A 17,722-nucleotide genomic window follows, 5' to 3' on the forward strand; every position below is an offset into this window, starting at 1 on the left:
TCATGTCGAAGTACATTCTCGTCGGTGTGGACGACTCGCCCGAGGCGCGGACCGCGCTGCACTGGGCCGTGGAGGCCGCCGCGGAGCGCGATCTGCCGGTCCGGGTGGTGCGCGCGTACCTGGACGAGGCGAGTCGCTGGCCGGCCGTCGGGGCCGAGGGATATCTCCCGCCGCCGATGCCGCTCGACAGGTTCGAGCACGAACTGGACGGCGCGGTGCGGTACGCCCGGGACCGGCTCGGCTACCAAGGCGGCTCGGGGTGGCTGGCGAACACCGATCCGTCGGACGCGCTGCTGACCGAGGCGGAGCACGCCGAGATGGTGGTCGTCGGGACGCGCTCGCGGAACAAGGCATCCGCGGCGTTCCTGGGCTCGGTGGCGACTGCGGTGGCGGCGAAGGCGCCGTGCCCGGTGGTCGTCGTCCGCGGCGAACGCCGCGACGGTCCGGTCGTCGTCGGCACCGACGGGTCACCGGACTCGGAGGGAGCGCTGGCCTTCGCCTTCGACCAGGCGGACCGCGCCGATCATCCGCTTGAGGTGGTGTACTGCTGGCAACCGCAGGCCGATCACCACGCGTCGATCGAGAGCACCCACCAGCTGTTGAAGGACTGGCTGGCCGACAGTCTGCAGAAGTACCAGGACGAGTTCCCGCGGGTCAAGGTCCGTGCGTCCGTCCTCGAGGGGCGCGCGAGCGCGCAGCTGATCGCGTGGTCCGACACGGCCTCGCTGGTCGTGGTCGGCTCCCGGGGCCGCGGCGGCGTGGCCGGGCTGCTGATGGGCTCGGTCAGTCAGAGTCTTCTCCACCACGCGGCGTCGCCGGTCGCGATCGTCCGCCGGGCCAAGGAGTCATGATGCGTCACTACCTGACGGCCTCCGACGTGATGACCAAGGACGTCGTCACTGTCGCGGAGGACACGCCTTTCAAGACGGTCGCCGCCGTCCTGGCCGAGCACCACATCAGCGCGGTGCCCGTGCGCAGCACGTTCGGCGGTGTCGTCGGCATCATCTCCGAGACCGATCTGCTGCGTAAGGAGGAGTTCCAGCGCCGGCCGCGCCGCCCTTGGCAGCGCGGCGGGACGCGGACGAAGGCGGACGCGACGACGGCCCGGCTGCTGATGTCCAGCCCGGCCGTGACGATCGAAGGCGGCTGCACGCTGGACGAGGCCGCCCGGTTGATGGCGGCGCGCCGGATCACCCGGCTGGTCGTGATGGACGGCGACGAGCTCGCCGGCATCGTGACCCGGTCCGACCTGCTCCGCGCCTTCCTCGCTCCGGATCAGGAGATCCTGGCGCGGGTCCGCCGCGATGTCGTCGAACGGCAACTGTGGGACGAACCGCTGGCCGTCCAGATCGACGTACTCGAAGGTGTCGTGACCCTGTCCGGGCAGGTCCCGCAGCGCAGTACCGCCGCGCTGGCCGGCAGCCTGGTCGCGGGCGTGGACGGCGTGGTCGGCGTCCGCAACGAGCTGACCTGGGAGTTCGACGACACGGCCCGCGCGGCCGGACCGTTCTACTGACAGGTCCGGCGCTAGGCGGAAGGAGGCGGTCCCGACGCTGAACGCGGTGTTCGACTGGCTGGCCGGCCTTCCGCCGTGGCTGGTGATCACGGTGGCCGGTCTGCTGCCGGCGCTCGAGGCATCGACCTTCCTCGGCCTGCTCGTCCCGGGTGAGACCGCGGTCATCATCGGCGGAGTCGCGGCCCATTCCGGCGCCCTGCCGCTGTGGGCGGTGATGCTCGCCGCCGCGGTCGGCGCGGTCGTCGGCGACCAGATCGGATTCGTCGTCGGCAGACGTCACGGCCCTGCGCTTCTCGGCCGGCTGCCGGGCAGGTTGCGCCGTCGTGAGCAGATCGATCGGACGCTGGCACTGATCGCCCGCCGCGGCGCCGCCGCGGTCGTGCTCGGGCGCTGGACCGCGGCCTTCCGCGCGCTCGTGCCGGGAATCGCGGGCATGAGCCGCATGCGGCGCTCGCACTTCACCGTCGCCAACGTGATCGGCGGCGTCGCCTGGGCCGTCCTCGTCGCCGGTGGCGGCTACCTCGCCGGCGCCTCGTACCGTGCCCTCGAACAACGCCTCGGTCTGGTCAGCGGGCTCCTGCTGGGCACCTTCGTCGTCGCCGTGATCGTTGCCCTGCTCGTGGCCCACCGCCGGCGCCGGCGCCGGAGTGTCCCCTGAGAACTCGATGACGGATGTGTCGGCGGTCCGCTGCCGGCGAAGGGGCCGGGTCCCGTCGGGGGTTCGGTGAGCGTCGTACCGTTGCGTCATGGTGCCGCGGCGGAGTTGGGTCGAGCAGATCATGGGACTGCCGATCAGCGTGCTCGCGCGCGGCCGGGCGGCAGGGTCCGAGCGGGCGGAGGCCGCGGTGCGGGAGGTGTTCGCGGAGTTGGTGGAGATCGATCGCGTGTTCTCGCCGTACCGCGAGGACAGTGCGGTGAGTCTGCTGGCGCGGGGCGAGGAGAGCTGGGACTCTGTCGACGCGGTGGTGCGAGAGGTCGCCGAGCGGTGCGTGGCCGCGCGGGAGGCGACCGGTGGATTGTTCGACGCACAGGTGCCCGGCGGCAGCTGGGACCCTTCGGGGCTGGTGAAAGGGTGGGCTGTCGAGCGAGCCGGTGCACGACTGCGGGAGGCCGGTGGCGTGGACTGGTGCCTGAACGCCGGCGGCGACGTCCTCGTGGTGTGTCCGAGCGGCGAGCCGTTCACCGTGGGCATCCAGGATCCGCGTGATCCCGGCCAGGTGATCACCGGCGTGCGGCGGACCGGGGGAGCGGTCGCGACGAGTGGGACGGCTGCCCGGGGCGCGCACCTGTACGACCCGCGGACGGGCCGTCCGGCCGGCACGCGGTGGCTGTCGGTGTCGGTGACCGGTCCGTCGCTGGAGTGCGCCGACGTGCTCGCGACGGCGGCCTTCGTGGCCGGTGACGACTGGCCCACCGTGCTGCCGCCGGGCTACGAGGGGCTCGGTGTTCTTGCTGATGGCAACTTGTTCGCCACGGCGCGCTGGGGGCAGGAGTGACGTCGAGGATCCTGGTGATCGAGGACGACGCCGACCTGGCACGCCTCCTGGAGCGGGTGCTCACCGACGAGGGGTACGCCGTCACCTGGGCGCCCGACGGTCAACGGGGACTGCATCTGGCGCTGACGCAGCCGGCGGACGCGATGATCGTCGACCGTGGCCTGCCCGCTGTGGAGGGCCTGGACCTGATCGCGCGGTTGCGGAGCCGCGGCGTCGGTACGCCGATCCTGGTGCTGTCGGCACGGAACAGCACCGCGGACCGGGTCGACGGCCTCGACGCGGGCGCCGAGGACTACCTGACGAAGCCTTTCGAGCTGACGGAGCTGCTGGCCCGCGTGCGCGCGTTGCTCAGGCGTCACCTGGATCATGCCGTCGAGCTCGCCGTACCAGGTGGTGCGCTGGACCTGGCCGCCCGGTCGGTCAGGCGAACCGACGGCGGATCGGTGGAGTTGTCGGAGCGGGAGGCCACGCTGCTCGGGCTGCTGGCGGCGCGGCCCGCGGCGGTGTTCAGCCGGGCGGAGTTGCTCGACCGCGTGTTCGACGCCGCCGAGTCGGAGACCGTTGTCGACACCTACGTGCACTACTGCCGCCGCAAGCTCGGGCGCGACGTCATCAAGACCGTACGTGGGCTCGGCTACCGGTTGGGGAAGCTGTGAGCGGCAGCCCGATCGGTGACGAGGTCCTGGTCCGCCGGGCCGGTCGCGGCGTCGCTGTCCAAGCAGCGGCTCTGGTCGCGCTGGCGATGCTGTTGCTGATTGCCCTTGTCACTGTGGTCGTCGTTCGTGGTCAGGCCGGCGCGGCGGACGATCTGCTCCGGTCCGCGATCACGACCGCCGACGACGTAGGCGATCCACCGGCAGGGACCTGGCTGATCATGAGTGCACCGTCCGGCACGACGAGCTCACCAGGCCTGCCCGACGAGCTGGCGCCGGAGCTGGAGGCGCTGCGGGGCCAGGCCACGGAACAGATCAAAGTGATCACGGTCGAGAACGACGACGGCGAGTACCGGATCGCCACCGGTCTCGTGAAAGGCCGGCCGGTGCAAGCAGTGCTGAACCTTGCGACGGCCCACAACGAGCGCGCCCGCCTCCTGCAGGCGATGGGCCTCGCGACCGTCCTCGCGCTGCTGCTGGCGGGCCTGCTGGGCGTGCTGATCGGGCGACGCGCCGTACGGCCGTTGGCGCAAGCGCTCACTCTGCAGCGTGCGTTCGTGGCCGACGCCGGACACGAGCTGCGGACGCCCCTGACGCTGCTGAGCACGCGTGCGCAGGTCCTCGAAAGAGCCCTGCGACGCAACGGCGCCGAGGACCAGTTGCTCGACGACGCGCGCGGCGTGGTCGGTGACACGCGCCGGCTCGCCGAAGTCGTCGACGACCTGCTGGCCGCGGCCGATCCGCGCGGCGCCGAGGATCACGAGCCGGTCGACCTGGCCCGGATCGCGCAGGATGTCGCGGCCGCGGCGGGCGCGCACGCCGAGCAGGCCGGGGTGCGGCTGCGGTGGACGGCGGAAGACGGCCCTGCGGCCGCACTGGGGTCGCCGAGCGCGATCCGGCGGGCCACGATGGCGCTCGTCGACAACGCGATCGACCACACGCCACGCCACGGCGACGTCCGCCTCGACGTACGGCGCCGGCGCGGCGAGGTGATCCTCGCGGTCAGCGACACCGGCCCGGGGATCGGCCCGGAAGCCGCGCAGCGTGTCCTGCGTCGTTTCGACTCCGGTGGTCACCGGTCCGGCCGGAAACACTACGGCCTCGGGCTGGCGCTCGCCCACGACGTTGCGAACCGGCTCGGCGGGCAGCTCCGGCTCGTTCCGAGCGAGATCGGCGCGACCTTCGAACTCGTGCTCCCCGCGCTCCCGGACGACGGTCCAAGGAAGGTCTAAGATTCCGCGGTCATCGTCGCAGTATGACGAATCGCGGTGCTGCACAGGTGGCGAACCGGCCGCGCATCGCGCATGTCCGCAGGCGACCGCGCCGGACGCCGTCCTGGTGGCGGGATCTGACCGGTGTGCTCTGCTGGGCGAGCGTGCTGGTCGTCGTGGCGCTGTGGGTGTCCGGGCGCGGCGTCCAGACGCTTCTGAACGGTCCGGCCGATCTGTTCACGTCGCTCGGGCGGTTGTCCGGGCTGGTGGCCGCGGATCTGCTGCTCGTGCAGGTGTTCCTGATGGCGCGGGTGCCGATGATCGAGCGGAGCTACGGGCAGGACGAGCTGGCGCGGCGGCACCGCCTGGTCGGCTTCTGGTCGTTCAACCTCCTGCTGGTCCACATCGCCGCGATCCTCGTCGGCTACACGCTGCGCGATCACAACAACGTCCTGCGTGAGACGTGGACCGTGGTCACGACGTACGGCGGGATGCTGCTGGCCGCGGCGGCGAGTGTCGCGTTGACCGTGGTCGTGCTCACGTCGATCAGGGTCGCGCGGCGGGCGCTGCGCTACGAGTCGTGGCACCTGCTGCACCTGTACGCGTACGTGGGCGTCGGGCTGTCAATCCCGCACGAAATCTGGACCGGCGCGGACTTCACGACGTCTCGGCTCGCGCAGGTGTACTGGTGGTCGGCGTACGGCGCCGCGCTCGGCGCGATCGTGCTGTACCGGGTGCTGCTGCCGCTGTGGCGGACGCTGCGGCACGGCCTCACAGTGCGCGAGGTCGTCCACGAAGCGCCGGGAGTGGTGACCGTGACGCTCGGCGGACGGGGGCTGCACCGGATGCCGGTCCGGGCGGGGCAGTACTTCGTGTTCCGCTTCCTCGACGGTCCGGGCTGGTCACGGGGCAACCCGTACTCGTTGTCGGCGTCACCCGCACCGGACCGGCTCCGGGTGACCGCCAAAGCCGCCGGCGACGGCAGCAGCCGGCTCGCCCGGCTACGGCCCGGAACGCGGGTCGCGGTCGAGGGGCCGTACGGCCGGCTGACCGCCGAGCGGCGGGCCACCGACCGGGTCGCGATGTTTGCCTGCGGCATCGGTATCACGCCGTTGCGGGCGCTGCTCGAGGAGCTCGACTACGCGCCGGGCAACGCGGTTCTGGTGTACCGCGCGCACAGCGTCGACGACCTCGTGTTCCGCGACGAGCTCGAGCAGCTCGCCCGCCGCCGGGGCATCACGCTGCACTACCTGCTCGGCCCGCGGCTGCGTGGGCGTACGTCGTGGCTGCCCGAGAGCGCCGCGTCCTGGTCCGACGCGGACGCCGTACGCCGCTTGGTGCCGGGACTGTCGCAGTACGACGTCTATGTCTGCGGTCCGGACCGCTGGATGGATGCGGCCTGCGCGGCTGTGCTCGCCGCCGGGCTGCCCGCCGGACAACTGCACCAGGAACGGTTCTCGTGGTGAGAGGAGTGCGCGGGTGAGGCGCGGGATCAGGTTGCTGATGACGATCGCGACAACGGCCGTAGTGGCGGTGGCTTTCCGGGCGAGCATGCAGCCGCAGACAACCGCTCCGGGGGCAGCGATCGTCAGTCCTGAGGCCGCACCACGTGCCCGACCGGCGGCACCGCCCCGCTCGGCACCGCGGCCGGCAAGGCCGACCAACTCGACGAAGTCGACGAAGCCGACGAGGTCCACGAGGCCGACCAGCACCAGTGCGCCGGCGAAGTCGGTTGTCGTCGCCGGCGGGGTGGCCGACACACAGTACGGTCCGGTGCAGGTGGAGATCACCGTTCGCGGCGGACGGATCGCCGGGGCCCGCGCGTTGCAGCATCCGAGCGGCGACGGGCAGACCGACCAGATCAACGCGTACGCCGTGCCGCGCCTCGACCAGGAGACGACGGCGGCGCAGAGCGCACACATCGACACGGTGTCCGGCGCGACCTTCACCTCGGACGGCTACCGGCGATCGCTGCAGTCCGCACTCGACGCCGCGCACCAGGCCGGTGCCCGATGACGGCGCATTCGCAACGGCTGCGGCGCAACATCGTGGTCGGCGGCACCACCGGCGTACTGCTGGTGCTGCTGTTCCTCTACCCGTCCAGCCGGAATCACGTGTCGACTCCCGCGGTGCCCGTCGCGACGCCAGGCGTCGTGAGCACCGGCTCCGGTGAGGTGACGGTGAACGGGACGTCCGAAGGCACCCGGTACGGACCGGTGCAGGTGCGGGTCAGCATCCGCGGGCGGCGGCTGGTGGCGGTGACCGCGGTGGCCTACCCGTCGTCAGGAGGGCGTGATCGCGAGATCAGCTCGTTCGCGCTGCCGCGGCTCGAGCAGGAGGCGGTCGCGGCCCAGAGTGCCCGTATCGACACGGTGTCCGGGGCGACGTTCACCTCGGACGGGTACCGCCGGTCGCTGCAGTCGGCCCTGGACGCCGCCCACTTCCGTGCGGCGGGCTGACGCGTTCCAAGAATTCCCCAAGATCCGGCTGCCAGTGTGGGGCCTCCGAGTCGAGTCGAAGGAACCTGAATGCAGACTGTCAACGGTCTCCCCGCCCACGTGCTCCTCGTGCACGCCATCGTCGTCCTGCTTCCGTTGTCGGCGGCACTCCTGGCGCTGACAGCGGTCTGGCCCGCGGGTCGCAAGCGGCTCGCCGGGCCGAATGCGGTGCTGTCGGTGCTGGTCGTCGTGCTGGTGCCGATCACCACGAGCGCCGGTGAATGGCTGGAGCACCGGGTCGCGGCGAACCCTCTCGTCCACCGGCACGCCGAGCTCGGCGACACCGCCATCTACGCGGCGATCGGCGTCGCGGCGCTGGCGCTCGTGGTCTGGTGGCGGCAGCGGGAGAGCTCCGGGCGGACGCCGGCGCGGCGCACGTTTCTCGCTCCGACCTCGAACGCCGTCACCGTGACACTGACGGTGCTCGCGGTCGCGGTCTCGGCTGCTGCGGTGTACGACGTCGTCCGGATCGGTGACTCCGGAGCGAAGGCGAGCTGGAGCAACTGGGCCGCGCGCCCCTGATCAGCGGTCCCTCAGTGGTGAGTAGCTGGGTCGAGCTCGGGGGCGCGGAAGGTGAGATCTGTGGTGAGCGTGACCGACCACAGGACCAGGATCGAGCCGATCGAGATCGTGGAGAGCAGGGCCGACGGCAGCGGGATCGCCAGCGTGCCGGTCACTGCAGACACGACGGCGAGGGACAGGGCCAGCCATCCACCGAGGTCTTGGTGCAGCGCGCCGCCGAGCAGCAGGACGACGCCGCCGATCGCCATCAACGACAGACAAGCATCCGCACGGTTGCTGAGCGCAATGAATGGCAACTGGACCGCCAGCAGGAAGGCGATCAGCAGCGAGGCGAGGACGTCGCGGCGCGGGATGGTGGCCATGGTCAGCCTGCGTGCGCGGTCGAGATGTCGCGGCCGTCGAGCGCCGGCAGGGCGAACACCGTGACCACGACCGCCCCGGCGGCCAGCCACAGGTAGCTGAGCTGGAGCCCCGCGCCCAGGGGCCCGCCGTGAAAGGCCTGGTGGATGGGGGAGTACGGCTGCCAAGCCTCGAAGCGCGGGAGGATCAACCCGATCGCGTAGACGACGTACGCCGCCGTGGCGGCCGTCGCGGCGATAGCGACCGCGGTGCCGCGACGACCGGTCACCGCACCGGCCGCGAGTGCGAGAACACCGAACTCGATGCCGAGCAGGGTCAGCGCGAGCGCTCCGCCCGCGGCCTGCGGTACCGAGATCCCGAGGTCGAAGACCAGGCTCCCGATCGTCGTCGCCGCGAACAGCGCACCGCCGAGCACGGCCACCGACACGGCAAGGGCCGCTGCCTTGTCGACGACGATCCGCGAGCCCGAGACCGGTGTCACGAGCAACAGTTCGAGCGTGCCGCGCTCCTCCTCGCCGGCCAGCGCCCGGGCGCCGTGCCCGATGCCGTAGACCAGGAACAGCGCCGGGAGCAGGAGCGTGAACAGCTCCGCGTTGAGGAATCCGGCGCCGGTCGTCATCGCCTCCAGGTTGAAGAACTTGCGCAGCTGTTCGGGGAACGAGGAGTAGAGCTCCTTCAGGTCGGGCATGTCGCGCACCGAGGGCCACAGCGCGCACTCGAGCAGGACCAGGACGGCGATCGCGATCGACCAGCCGATCAGTCCGCGGCGGGCGTCGTGCAGCGACTTCAGGAAGACGTTGCGGAACATGGTTACTCCTGGCCCTCGTAGTAGTCGAGGAACGCGGCCTCGAGATCCGCCTCGTGGCTCAGCACGTTGGTGACCTCGTACGGCGCGACCGCCCGGATCAGCTCGGCGGTGGATCCGGTCACCGTGACGCGCGCGGTGTGGCCGTCCACAGTGACGTCGTGAACGCCGGGGACGGCGTGGATCGCGGCAGCCGGCGGGAGGTCGGCGAAGGTGAGGTCGAGGCGGCGCCGGGCGCGGTCCTTGAGGGCCTGCACCGATTGGACGGTCACCAGGCGGCCGGCCCGCAGGATCGCGACGGTGTCCGCGACGGCCTCGACCTCCGAGAGCACGTGCGACGAGAGGAACACCGTCCGGCCGGCGTCACTGGTCTCGCGGAGCAGGGTGCGGAACTCGCGCTGCATCAGCGGGTCGAGGCCCGACGTCGGCTCGTCGAGGATCAACAGGTCCGGCTCGTGCATGAACGCCTGGACGATCCCGATCTTCTGCCGGTTGCCGCGCGACAACGCCGCGATGCGGACACCGAGATCGAGGTCGAACCGCTTGGCCAGCAGGTCGATCCGGGCCCGGTCGACGCCGCCGTACAGGTGGGCGAAGTAGTCCAGGTACTGCGTGCCGGTCAGGTCGGGGTACGCCGCGAACTCGCCCGGCAGGTAGCCGATCCGCCGCTGCAGGGCGTCGTACTGGTCGGCGGCGTCGAAGCCGAACACGATCGCGGAGCCGGCGGTCGGGCGGATCAGCCCGGCGAGCAGCCGGATGGTGGTGGTCTTGCCGGCGCCGTTCGGCCCGAGGTACCCGACGATCACACCGGGCGGCACGTCGAGGTCGAGCCCGTCGAGGGCGGTCCGCCGGCCGAAGCGCTTCGTCAGCCCGCGGGTCTTGATGACGGTGTCCATGTCACGGCTCCCGGTGGTGGATGACGGCGACCGGGCATTGCGAGTGGTAGAGCAGTCCGCGCGCGACGGATCCGAGCCGCAGCTCCGAGAACGCGGTCTGCCCGACGCCGCCGACGACGACCAGGTCGGCGGCCGCGGACTCGCGGGCGAGGACCCGGACGGGATGATCGGTGACGCTGTGCCGCTCCACCGCGACGTCGGGGTACTTCGCGGTCCAGCCGTCGAGCGTCTGGGCCAGGAGTTCGTCCGACTGGTCGATCCACGGCTGCCGGGCCGGGTCGAGCCACACGCGCGGATCGGGGTAGTTCTCCCGCAGCTCGACGGCGTGCACGCCGACGATCCCCGCGTGCGTGGCCGCGGCCAGCTCGAACGTGTACCGCACGGCGTCCTGTCCCTCGACGGATCCGTCGATGCCGACCACGATCCGGCCGCGCGTGGGTGCGGCCGGGTCCCAGCTGTCCGGTACGACGATGAGCGGCACGTCGGTGCTGAGCGCCGTACAGACCTGGGACGTGGAGCCGAGGACCAGCTCGGCGAAGCCGCCCATGCCGCGGCGGCCGACGACCAGGGCGATCGACCGCTCGGCGAGCTCGAGCAGCACCTGCGCCGGGTGCCCGTGCCGGACCTCGAGCGACGCCGACCGGAAGCCGATCCGCTCGAGCTCCCGCAGTGCGTCGTCGAGCACCTCGGTGCCGTCGTCCGGGCCTTCGATCGGTGCGCCGGGAGGCGTTTGCTGGTCGTCGTCGAGGATGTACACGGCGTGCAGCGGTGCGTCGTGCAGGATGGCGTACGAGGCGGCCCAGGTGAGGGCGATCAGGCCGTCGCGGGATCCGTCGATCCCGACCAGTACCGGCAGTTCGCTGGTCATCGGGTGCCTCCTCGGGGTCGTACCACCGCAGTTCCAGTCAAGCCGGACGCGGGTGGGCGGGGCAGGGCCGAAGGTCCCGCCGGGACGTGTTGTTCGGCCGCTGTCCGCGGGCAGCCCGCGAGCCAGAGTCGAGGGTGGGACGTAACGCTCAGGGAGGTTCGAGATGAAGGCATTGGTCTACAACGGTCCGGGCAAGCGGAGCTGGCACGACGTGCCGGATCCGGTGATCCAGGATCCCGAGGACGCGATCGTGCGCGTCGACGCGGTGACGATCTGCGGCACCGACCTGCACATCCTGAAAGGCGATGTGCCCACCGTCGAGCCCGGGCGGATCCTCGGGCACGAGGCGGTCGGCACGATCACGGCCGTCGGCGACGGCGTCCGCGGCGTGGCGGTCGGCGACCGGATTTTGATCTCGTGCATCACGGCCTGCGGCCGGTGCGAGTACTGCCGGCAAGGTCACTACGGGCAGTGCCTCGGCGGTGGCGGCTGGATCCTCGGCCACCTGATCGACGGCACCCAGGCCGAGCAGGTCCGCGTCCCGTTCGCCGACCGGTCGGTGTACAAGCTGCCGGACAACGTCAGCAACGAGGAGGCGGTGCTGCTGGCCGACATCCTGCCGACGTCGTACGAGGTCGGCGTGCTGAACGGCGACGTCGCGCCCGGCGACACCGTCGTGATCGTCGGCGCGGGGCCGATCGGGCTGGCGGCGCTGGCCACCAGCAAGCTGTTCACCCCCGCGCGGATCGTGGTCGTCGACGCCGCCGACTCCAGGCGCAAGGCCGCGCTCGACCGCGGCGCCGATCTGGCCCTCGGTCCGGACGAGGACGTCGAGGCGAAGGTTCGCGAGCTGACCGGCGGACTCGGCGCCGACGTGGCGATCGAGGCCGTCGGCGTACCTGCCACGTTCGAGCTGTGCACCCGCGTCGTCCGCCCGGGCGGCACCGTCGCGAACGTCGGTGTCCACGGCGCTCCGGCGACGCTGCACCTGGAGGACCTGTGGATCCGGAACGTGACCATCAGGACCGGTCTGGTCGACACGTTCTCCACGCCGCGTCTGCTGTCGATGCTGGCGGCCGGCCGGCTGCAGCTGCCCGGCCTGATCACCCACCGGTTCGGCCTCGACGAGATGCAGGACGCGTACGACGTGTTCGCCGACCCGGCCACCACGGGCGCGCTGAAGGTCGCGCTCTTTGGGGAGCAGGGGTTCTGACAGCACCACTGACAGCACAACGCACCGCGGTCCGCGACGACTCGTCGCGGACCGCGGTGCGTTGCCCTCGCACTGAAGGCACTCAGCGCACGACGGCGATCGGGCAGTGGGCGTGGTGCAGGACGGTCTGGCCCACGGACCCGAGCAGCAGGCCGGTGAATCCGCCCCGGCCGCGCGAGCCGACGACGACCAGGTCCGCGGATTCGGCGCGCCGGACCAGGGCCTGGGCGGCGGCGCCCATCGTCAGTTCGGTCGTCCAGTGCACGTCCGGATGGTCGGCGGCCGCGCCCGCCACGGACTCCGCGACGAGCAGCCGGGCCTCCTCGCGGACCTTCGCCTCGTCGAACTGCAGCATCGACGCGCCGTCGTCGTAGGTCAGGAACGGGCTCGTCCACGCGTGCACCGCGACAACCTCGCCGTGCATGGCCTCGGCCTGGTCGAACGCGAAGTCGATCGCCTTCGCCGAGGCTTTCGAGCCGTCGACGCCGACGACCACGGTTGCTGCCCGGGGTGCGCGCTGCTGTTACTCGTGCGGGATCACGACGACCGGGCACTGCGCGTGCGTGGTCACCTGAACGGCGACCGAGCCGACCAGGAGACCGCTCCAGCCGCCCAGACCGCGCGAGCCGAGGACGACCGTACGGGCCTCCTCGGCGGCGTCGATCAGGGCCCGCGCCGCGGGTCCTCCCTCGAGCCGTGTCTCCACGGTGAGACCGGGATGGTGCAGACGAACGTTCTCGGCCACGGCGTCGAGCCCGGTCTGGCGGGCCGTCCGGACCGCCTCGAGCGGTACGACGTGACCGGGTGAGGGCCGGGTGATGATGACGAGTTCGAACGCTTCGACGAGCCGGAGCGGTGCCATCGTCCGGACGGCCTCCGCGGTGGCCCAGCGGAGGGCGCTCTGGGCGCCGGTCGAGCCGTCGTACCCGACGACGATCGGGGCGGGCTGCGTGGTCATGGGATCTCCTTGTCTAGAACCAGCGGTCGAAGGACTCGCGCCAGTCGCGGCGGCCGGCGTGGCCGTCGGACTGTGCGGGATAGCCGATCCGCAGCACCATCTGCGGCCACCGGCCGCCGATGAGCTCGCGGACCTGAGCGCGCGGCGTCGGCCGCTCGAGGAGCTGGTCGAGGAACGACGCCCTGAGGTTGTACGACGTGGCCACGAGCAGCACCCGCTGCAGGGCCAGACCGGCCCGTGTCCAGGCGGCGGCGTCCTCGTCGTGAGTGCTGAGTACGACGATGGCCGGAGCCGTCTCGTAGACAGCCTGGCTGCGATGCGTGCTGTCGAAGCCGGCGGACAGGTCGCGGACGAAGGACTCCCGGACCGGCTGCGGGCCCAGGGCGCGCTCGGGGACTCCGTCGCCCGACCGGTCGCCGCCGATCCAGGTCTCCCGCTCCTGGCGGCGGTCCTCGTCGTAGCTGTCCTCGGCGTCGGCCTGGTGGAGCAGAACCCGCAGACCGGAGATGTCCGGCGGCTCGAGCCAGTGCAGCTCGGCTCCTTCGCTGCGGGCCGCCTCGTCGAGCTCGCGCCGTACGGTCGGGTGGACGGGGTGATCGAGCAACGGCCCGCGGTACGTGTGCCGCTGGGCCACCTCGCCGTACAGGCAGCTGAGATCGGGGACCGGCGTCCCACGGCCGTCCAGGTAGACCCGGGCCTTGATCTCGGGCCGGGCCGGATCGGGAGACGTCGCGAAGCGGGTCTCGTGGCCGAGCATGGCGGCCGCGACCCGGAGGTTGAACACTGCGGCGCCGATGCCGAGGTGGGCGGCGCGACCGGAGACGTCCTCGAACGGCAGGCCGCGTTCCTCGTCGAGCAGTACGTCGACGACCGCGCCGTGGACCTCGAAACGCCAGGGCTGGGTGTTGTGCATGGACGGGGCGTGGACGGCGGCGGTCAGCAGGATGCCGACCTCGTCCTCGGTCAGTTCGGCGATCATCTCCGGTCCGTTCCGGTCCGCTCCCCGAAGCGGATCAGGGTGTGGTTCAGGCAGTCGGCCCGCACGTCGTGTGCGGTGGCGGTGAGCAGGACGCGCTCCAGGGCGATCCCGGCCCGGATCTGGTCGGCGGGTTCGGCGCCGTTCGTGACGACGACCGCCAGCGAGTCGACCGGAAGCCAGGTCAGCTGCGCGTCCTCGATCGCGGCAGCGCGGGCGAGCATCCGGCGGAGCTGCGCGTCCGGTGGCGTCGCCGGACGGACGATGTCCCGGGACAGGATCGCGGTGTAGAGCTGCTGCAGCTCACGGTCCGGCAAGCCCGTGGGTTCGACCAGGATGCGGGCGGCGAGGCCGGGATCGTGCGGGTACGGATACAGGCTGACCCAGCTGTCGAAGCTCAGCGAGGCGGCGGCGCAGCGCAGGTTGAAAACCGCCGCGCCGGTCGCGATCCGGCGCACCCGGGCGACCACGTCGGGGGTCGCCGGCTCGTCGTCGAGGTAGAGGTCGACGAGGTGGCCGTCGACCTCGGCGCGCCACGGGCGCGGCACGTGCAGACCCGGCGCCGTCCCGGCCGCGTGCAGCAGTACGCCCAGTGCGGCGGACGTCAGTTGGTCGGTCAGCATCGCTACCTCCGTGCCTGCGGTTCTGGGATTCCAGCGTCTGCCCGCGGCCCTCCCGCCGGGCAGCGGCATACGTCCCGGGACCCACGGGCCGTTCGGCACCGGCGGCTGGGGTGTCACGACTCTGAACGCCGAGCCCGCGATCGCCCACGATCGAGATGAACGATCGATGGAAAGGACGAGACCATGAGCACCACGACGCAACGGCGTCACTTCCCCGCTCCGAGCATGGAGCCCGACGGTGATCGGCACCCGATCATCACCACGGCGGCCGGCCGGACCTTCGCGGTCCTGCGGATCGCGTTCGGCCTGACCTTCCTGTGGGCGTTCTTCGACAAGCTGTTCGGCCTCGGCTACGCGACCCCGTCGGGCAAGGGCTGGATCGACGGCGGCGACCCGACCGCGGGCTTCCTGGGCAAGGGCACCTCCGGCCCGCTGGCCGACTTCTACCAGTCGCTGGTCGGTGACTGGTGGGTCACCCCGCTGTTCATGGTCGGCCTGGCCGGTATCGGCTTCGCACTGACCCTCGGCATCGGCATGCGGATCGCCGCCGTCAGCGGCGCGCTGCTCTACCTGCTGATGTGGTCGGCGAACCTGCCGCCGGAGAACAACCCGGCCCTGGACGAGCACATCCTCGGCGCGATCACCCTGGTCGCCCTCGCACTGGTCGCCGCCGGCAGCTGGTGGGGTCTGGGCAGGTGGTGGAGCAGCCTGAACTTCGTTCGCAAGTACCCGTGGCTGCGGTGAACACGATGACCGTGCGGCCGGTCGTCCACGTCGGGGTCGACGGCTCCTGGCGCGACACCGGTGCACTGGAGTGGGCCCTGCAGGAGTCGTTGCTCCGGCAGGAGCCCCTCCAGGCCGTGCACGTGATCGACGACCGGCTGCGGCACGCCCGTGGCTGGGAGCCGGACGCGGTGGACGACGCATCGACGGAACTCGTCGGCCAGGTCCAGACCTACCTGGACGACACCCCGGGGGAGCTCGATCACGAGGCCGGTCTGCTGGTCGGCCCGCCGGCCCGCACACTGGTCGACGCGGCCGCCGGAAGCCGGATGCTGGTCGTCGGCCGTCGCGGGCTGGGGACGTTCAAGCGGTTGCTGATCGGCTCCACCTCGGAGGCGGTCGTGACGCACGCGGCGCACCTGACGATGCCGGTCGTGATCGTGCCGTCGGGCTGGAAGCCCACCGACCACGCCGGACCGGTGGTCGTCGCCGTCGACGACGCGGACGACAACACCGCGGTGATCGAGTTCGCGATCGAGGCCGCCGCCGAACGGAACCTGCCGGTTCGTCTGCTGCACGTGTGGGACCTGCCGGCCGTCTACAGCTGGGACGCGATGAATTCCTCCGGCGCCGGTGCCGAATGGGCGGAGAACGCGCGGCGGCACCTCGAGAACCTTGCCGCGGAGTGGCAGAACAAGTACCCGGACGCGACCGTCCAGATCGAGGCCCGGCGCGGTCATGCGGTCGACGGCGTCGTCACCGGCGCTGAGGAGGCCGACGCCCAGCTGCTCGTCGTCGGCAGCCGGCACCGCACGCGGCTGATGTCCGTCCTGCTGGGTTCGGTGACCCGCGGCGCCCTGCATCACGCGACGTGCCCCCTGGCCGTCGTACCCGTTCAAGTATGAGGTGAGACAGATGAATGCCTGGAACCGGACCGGGCCCGTTGTGGTCGAGGTCGACGGGACCGCGGAGAACCTCCGGGTGGTGGACTACGCCACGGCGGAGGCGTTGCGGTTCGGCGCCGAGCTGGTGCTCGTGGCGCCGTACTCCGCGCACGGCTCGGCCACCCCGATGACGGCGTACGCGCCGAAGCCGCCGGCCGAGATGGCCGACGCGGCGTTGCGTACGGCGGTCGCCCACCTGCGGCACCGCAACGGGTACGGGCTGGAGCTGGCCGCCGTCGCCGGCGAGGGATCGCGCTCGCGGGTGCTCGCCCACGCGGCGCGGAACGCGCGGATGCTGGTGGTCGGACGATCCCGCAGCCGCGGTCCGCAGCGGCTGGTGCACACCCAGGCGAACCTCACGCTGACGGCGCGGGCCGGTTGCCCGGTGGTCGTCGTACCGCTGTCCTGGAAGCCCTCGCTGCTCGACCGGAAGGTTGCTGTCGGCATCGACGGTACCTCGCTGTCCGCCGAGGCGCTGGAGTTCGCGTTCGGCGAGGCGGCGGCCCGGGAGGGCGACCTGATCGTGGTGCACGCCGGGCTGCCGGCCGAGCGCCCGTTCGTCGACGAGGATCCGGAATGCTCCTGGATCAGCCGGGCCGAGTACGTGTTGTCCGAGACGCTCGCGCCGTGGACCAGCCGGTTCCCGAGCGTGAAGGTGACCCGGTTCTTGAGCAGCCGGCCGCCGGCCGCGGCGCTGGTGCACGAGAGCGGCGAGGTCGGCCTGGTGGTCGTCGGCGCGCACAGCGGCCCGCTGCCGATCGACCCGGTCGCGCGCCGGTCGACCGCGGCGATGACCTGCCCGGTCGCGATCGTCCCGCATCACCTGACCGAGGCGGAGCGGGAACAACCGGTCGTGGCCCGGCGCGTCGGCTCCGTCGTTCCGGCGACCTGAGAGGAGGAGTCATGTCCGAGCGTGGTCGTGCGCTGATCGTGTACGAGACGATGTTCGGCAACACCGAGCGGATCGCACGGGCGATCCGCGACGGGCTGCGGCGCTACGTCGCGGCCGACACCGTGCCGGTGAACCGCGCGCCTGACGTCGTCCCCGGCGACGTCCGGCTGCTGGTCGTCGGCGGACCGACGCATGCGTTCTCGATGAGCCGGCTGTCGACGCGCCAGGGCGCGGTGCAGCAGGCCGATGTGGTGATGCCGATCGAGGTCGGTATCCGCGAGTGGCTCGGCGCGCTCGAGCGCGCGGACGGGAGCCGCCCGGGCGACCTGCGGGTGACGACCTTCGACACCCGGATCGCCAAGGTGCGGCACCTGCCGGGCTCGGCGGCGCGGTCGGCGGCGAAGCTGCTGCGACGGATGGGCTACCGGATGATCGGCACGTCCGAGAGCTTCTTCGTGAGCGACACGACCGGGCCGATCCGCGACGTCGAGCTCGAGCGCGCCCGGCGCTGGGGCGAGGAGCTCGGCCGGCTGCTGACCGGTTCGGCGCGGGTCGCCGGATAGGAGAG

The 17,722-nt window shown here is 71.7% G+C and carries 23 protein-coding genes; 15 read left to right on the plus strand and 8 right to left on the minus strand.

Annotated elements, in window-relative coordinates:
* The first annotated feature begins 2 nt into the window (after positions 1-2).
* From ABZX12_RS08315 to ABZX12_RS08360, 10 genes are all read left to right on the plus strand, one after another.
* Positions 3-851 carry a universal stress protein gene (locus ABZX12_RS08315; protein ID WP_355691033.1) on the plus strand — a complete coding sequence of 283 codons (849 nt, stop codon included), beginning with the start codon at positions 3-5 and terminating at the stop codon, positions 849-851.
* Positions 851-1,516: a CBS domain-containing protein gene (locus tag ABZX12_RS08320; RefSeq protein ID WP_355691035.1), complete on the plus strand. Its 666-nt coding sequence runs from the start codon at positions 851-853 to the stop codon at positions 1,514-1,516. The genes ABZX12_RS08315 and ABZX12_RS08320 overlap by 1 nt, the downstream gene beginning before the upstream one ends.
* A gap of 46 nt (positions 1,517-1,562) precedes the next feature.
* Positions 1,563-2,174 (plus strand): DedA family protein, encoded by a 612-nt coding sequence (locus ABZX12_RS08325; protein WP_355691037.1) that lies wholly within the window; start codon positions 1,563-1,565, stop codon positions 2,172-2,174.
* 88 nt (positions 2,175-2,262) lie between these two features.
* Entirely contained in the window at positions 2,263-3,012 is a 750-nt protein-coding gene (locus ABZX12_RS08330) for an FAD:protein FMN transferase (protein WP_355691039.1), read from the plus strand.
* Positions 3,009-3,668 carry a response regulator transcription factor gene (locus ABZX12_RS08335; protein WP_355691041.1) on the plus strand — a complete coding sequence of 220 codons (660 nt, stop codon included), beginning with the start codon at positions 3,009-3,011 and terminating at the stop codon, positions 3,666-3,668. The genes ABZX12_RS08330 and ABZX12_RS08335 overlap by 4 nt, the downstream gene beginning before the upstream one ends.
* Positions 3,665-4,897 carry a HAMP domain-containing sensor histidine kinase gene (locus ABZX12_RS08340; RefSeq protein WP_355691043.1) on the plus strand — a complete coding sequence of 411 codons (1,233 nt, stop codon included), beginning with the start codon at positions 3,665-3,667 and terminating at the stop codon, positions 4,895-4,897. The genes ABZX12_RS08335 and ABZX12_RS08340 overlap by 4 nt, the downstream gene beginning before the upstream one ends.
* A 23-nt stretch (positions 4,898-4,920) precedes the next feature.
* Positions 4,921-6,342 (plus strand): ferredoxin reductase family protein, encoded by a 1,422-nt coding sequence (locus ABZX12_RS08345; protein WP_355691045.1) that lies wholly within the window; start codon positions 4,921-4,923, stop codon positions 6,340-6,342.
* A gap of 313 nt (positions 6,343-6,655) precedes the next feature.
* Positions 6,656-6,892 (plus strand): FMN-binding protein, encoded by a 237-nt coding sequence (locus ABZX12_RS08350; RefSeq protein ID WP_355691047.1) that lies wholly within the window; start codon positions 6,656-6,658, stop codon positions 6,890-6,892.
* On the plus strand, positions 6,889-7,335 hold the full coding sequence (locus ABZX12_RS08355) for an FMN-binding protein (protein ID WP_355691049.1): 447 nt from the start codon (positions 6,889-6,891) through the stop codon (positions 7,333-7,335). Before ABZX12_RS08350 ends, ABZX12_RS08355 begins: the two co-directional genes overlap by 4 nt.
* A gap of 69 nt (positions 7,336-7,404) precedes the next feature.
* A complete protein-coding gene (locus ABZX12_RS08360) occupies positions 7,405-7,896 on the plus strand; it encodes a DUF2231 domain-containing protein (protein ID WP_355691051.1) in 492 nt (163 codons plus the stop codon).
* Between the two features lie 11 nt (positions 7,897-7,907).
* Here the strand turns inward: ABZX12_RS08360 and ABZX12_RS08365 are convergent, their stop codons facing one another.
* The 4 genes from ABZX12_RS08365 to ABZX12_RS08380 are packed head-to-tail and all read right to left on the minus strand — an operon-like array spanning position 7,908 to position 10,825.
* Positions 7,908-8,258 (minus strand): hypothetical protein, encoded by a 351-nt coding sequence (locus ABZX12_RS08365; protein ID WP_355691053.1) that lies wholly within the window; start codon positions 8,256-8,258, stop codon positions 7,908-7,910.
* A gap of 2 nt (positions 8,259-8,260) precedes the next feature.
* The gene (locus tag ABZX12_RS08370) at positions 8,261-9,064 is read right to left on the minus strand and encodes an ABC transporter permease subunit (RefSeq protein WP_355691055.1); all 804 of its coding nucleotides are present in this window, start codon (positions 9,062-9,064) and stop codon (positions 8,261-8,263) included.
* Between the two features lie 2 nt (positions 9,065-9,066).
* Positions 9,067-9,957 carry an ABC transporter ATP-binding protein gene (locus ABZX12_RS08375; protein ID WP_355691057.1) on the minus strand — a complete coding sequence of 297 codons (891 nt, stop codon included), beginning with the start codon at positions 9,955-9,957 and terminating at the stop codon, positions 9,067-9,069.
* Position 9,958: 1 nt separating this feature from the next.
* On the minus strand, positions 9,959-10,825 hold the full coding sequence (locus ABZX12_RS08380) for a universal stress protein (protein WP_355691059.1): 867 nt from the start codon (positions 10,823-10,825) through the stop codon (positions 9,959-9,961).
* 163 nt (positions 10,826-10,988) lie between these two features.
* Here ABZX12_RS08380 and ABZX12_RS08385 point away from each other — a divergent pair, with 163 nt between their 5' ends.
* Positions 10,989-12,038, plus strand: a complete 1,050-nt coding sequence (locus ABZX12_RS08385) for a zinc-dependent alcohol dehydrogenase family protein (protein ID WP_355691061.1) — start codon at positions 10,989-10,991, stop codon at positions 12,036-12,038.
* An 82-nt stretch (positions 12,039-12,120) separates the two neighbouring features.
* Here ABZX12_RS08385 and ABZX12_RS08390 read toward each other — a convergent pair whose 3' ends face one another.
* From ABZX12_RS08390 to ABZX12_RS08405, 4 genes are read right to left on the minus strand one after another with little or no spacing between them, the layout of a single operon-like run.
* Positions 12,121-12,534, minus strand: coding sequence for a universal stress protein (locus ABZX12_RS08390; protein ID WP_355691062.1), 414 nt, complete (start codon positions 12,532-12,534; stop codon positions 12,121-12,123).
* A 27-nt stretch (positions 12,535-12,561) separates the two neighbouring features.
* Positions 12,562-12,996, minus strand: a complete 435-nt coding sequence (locus ABZX12_RS08395; protein WP_355691064.1) for a universal stress protein — start codon at positions 12,994-12,996, stop codon at positions 12,562-12,564.
* A gap of 13 nt (positions 12,997-13,009) precedes the next feature.
* The gene (locus ABZX12_RS08400; protein ID WP_355691066.1) at positions 13,010-13,975 is read right to left on the minus strand and encodes a nitroreductase family protein; all 966 of its coding nucleotides are present in this window, start codon (positions 13,973-13,975) and stop codon (positions 13,010-13,012) included.
* Entirely contained in the window at positions 13,972-14,595 is a 624-nt protein-coding gene (locus ABZX12_RS08405) for a hypothetical protein (protein WP_355691068.1), read from the minus strand. The genes ABZX12_RS08400 and ABZX12_RS08405 overlap by 4 nt, the downstream gene beginning before the upstream one ends.
* 183 nt (positions 14,596-14,778) lie before the next feature.
* On the opposite strand from ABZX12_RS08405, the gene ABZX12_RS08410 reads away from it, so the two are divergent.
* From ABZX12_RS08410 to ABZX12_RS08425, 4 genes are read left to right on the plus strand one after another with little or no spacing between them, the layout of a single operon-like run.
* Positions 14,779-15,339, plus strand: a complete 561-nt coding sequence (locus ABZX12_RS08410) for a hypothetical protein (RefSeq protein WP_355691070.1) — start codon at positions 14,779-14,781, stop codon at positions 15,337-15,339.
* A 5-nt stretch (positions 15,340-15,344) separates the two neighbouring features.
* Positions 15,345-16,223 (plus strand): universal stress protein, encoded by an 879-nt coding sequence (locus ABZX12_RS08415; RefSeq protein WP_355691072.1) that lies wholly within the window; start codon positions 15,345-15,347, stop codon positions 16,221-16,223.
* 10 nt (positions 16,224-16,233) lie between these two features.
* Entirely contained in the window at positions 16,234-17,154 is a 921-nt protein-coding gene (locus tag ABZX12_RS08420; protein ID WP_355691074.1) for a universal stress protein, read from the plus strand.
* 11 nt (positions 17,155-17,165) lie between these two features.
* Positions 17,166-17,717 carry a hypothetical protein gene (locus ABZX12_RS08425; RefSeq protein ID WP_355691076.1) on the plus strand — a complete coding sequence of 184 codons (552 nt, stop codon included), beginning with the start codon at positions 17,166-17,168 and terminating at the stop codon, positions 17,715-17,717.
* Positions 17,718-17,722: the final 5 nt, after the last annotated feature.

Origin of the sequence: Kribbella sp. NPDC003505 (assembly GCF_040610875.1) — a bacterium.
Taxonomy (GTDB): domain Bacteria; phylum Actinomycetota; class Actinomycetes; order Propionibacteriales; family Kribbellaceae; genus Kribbella.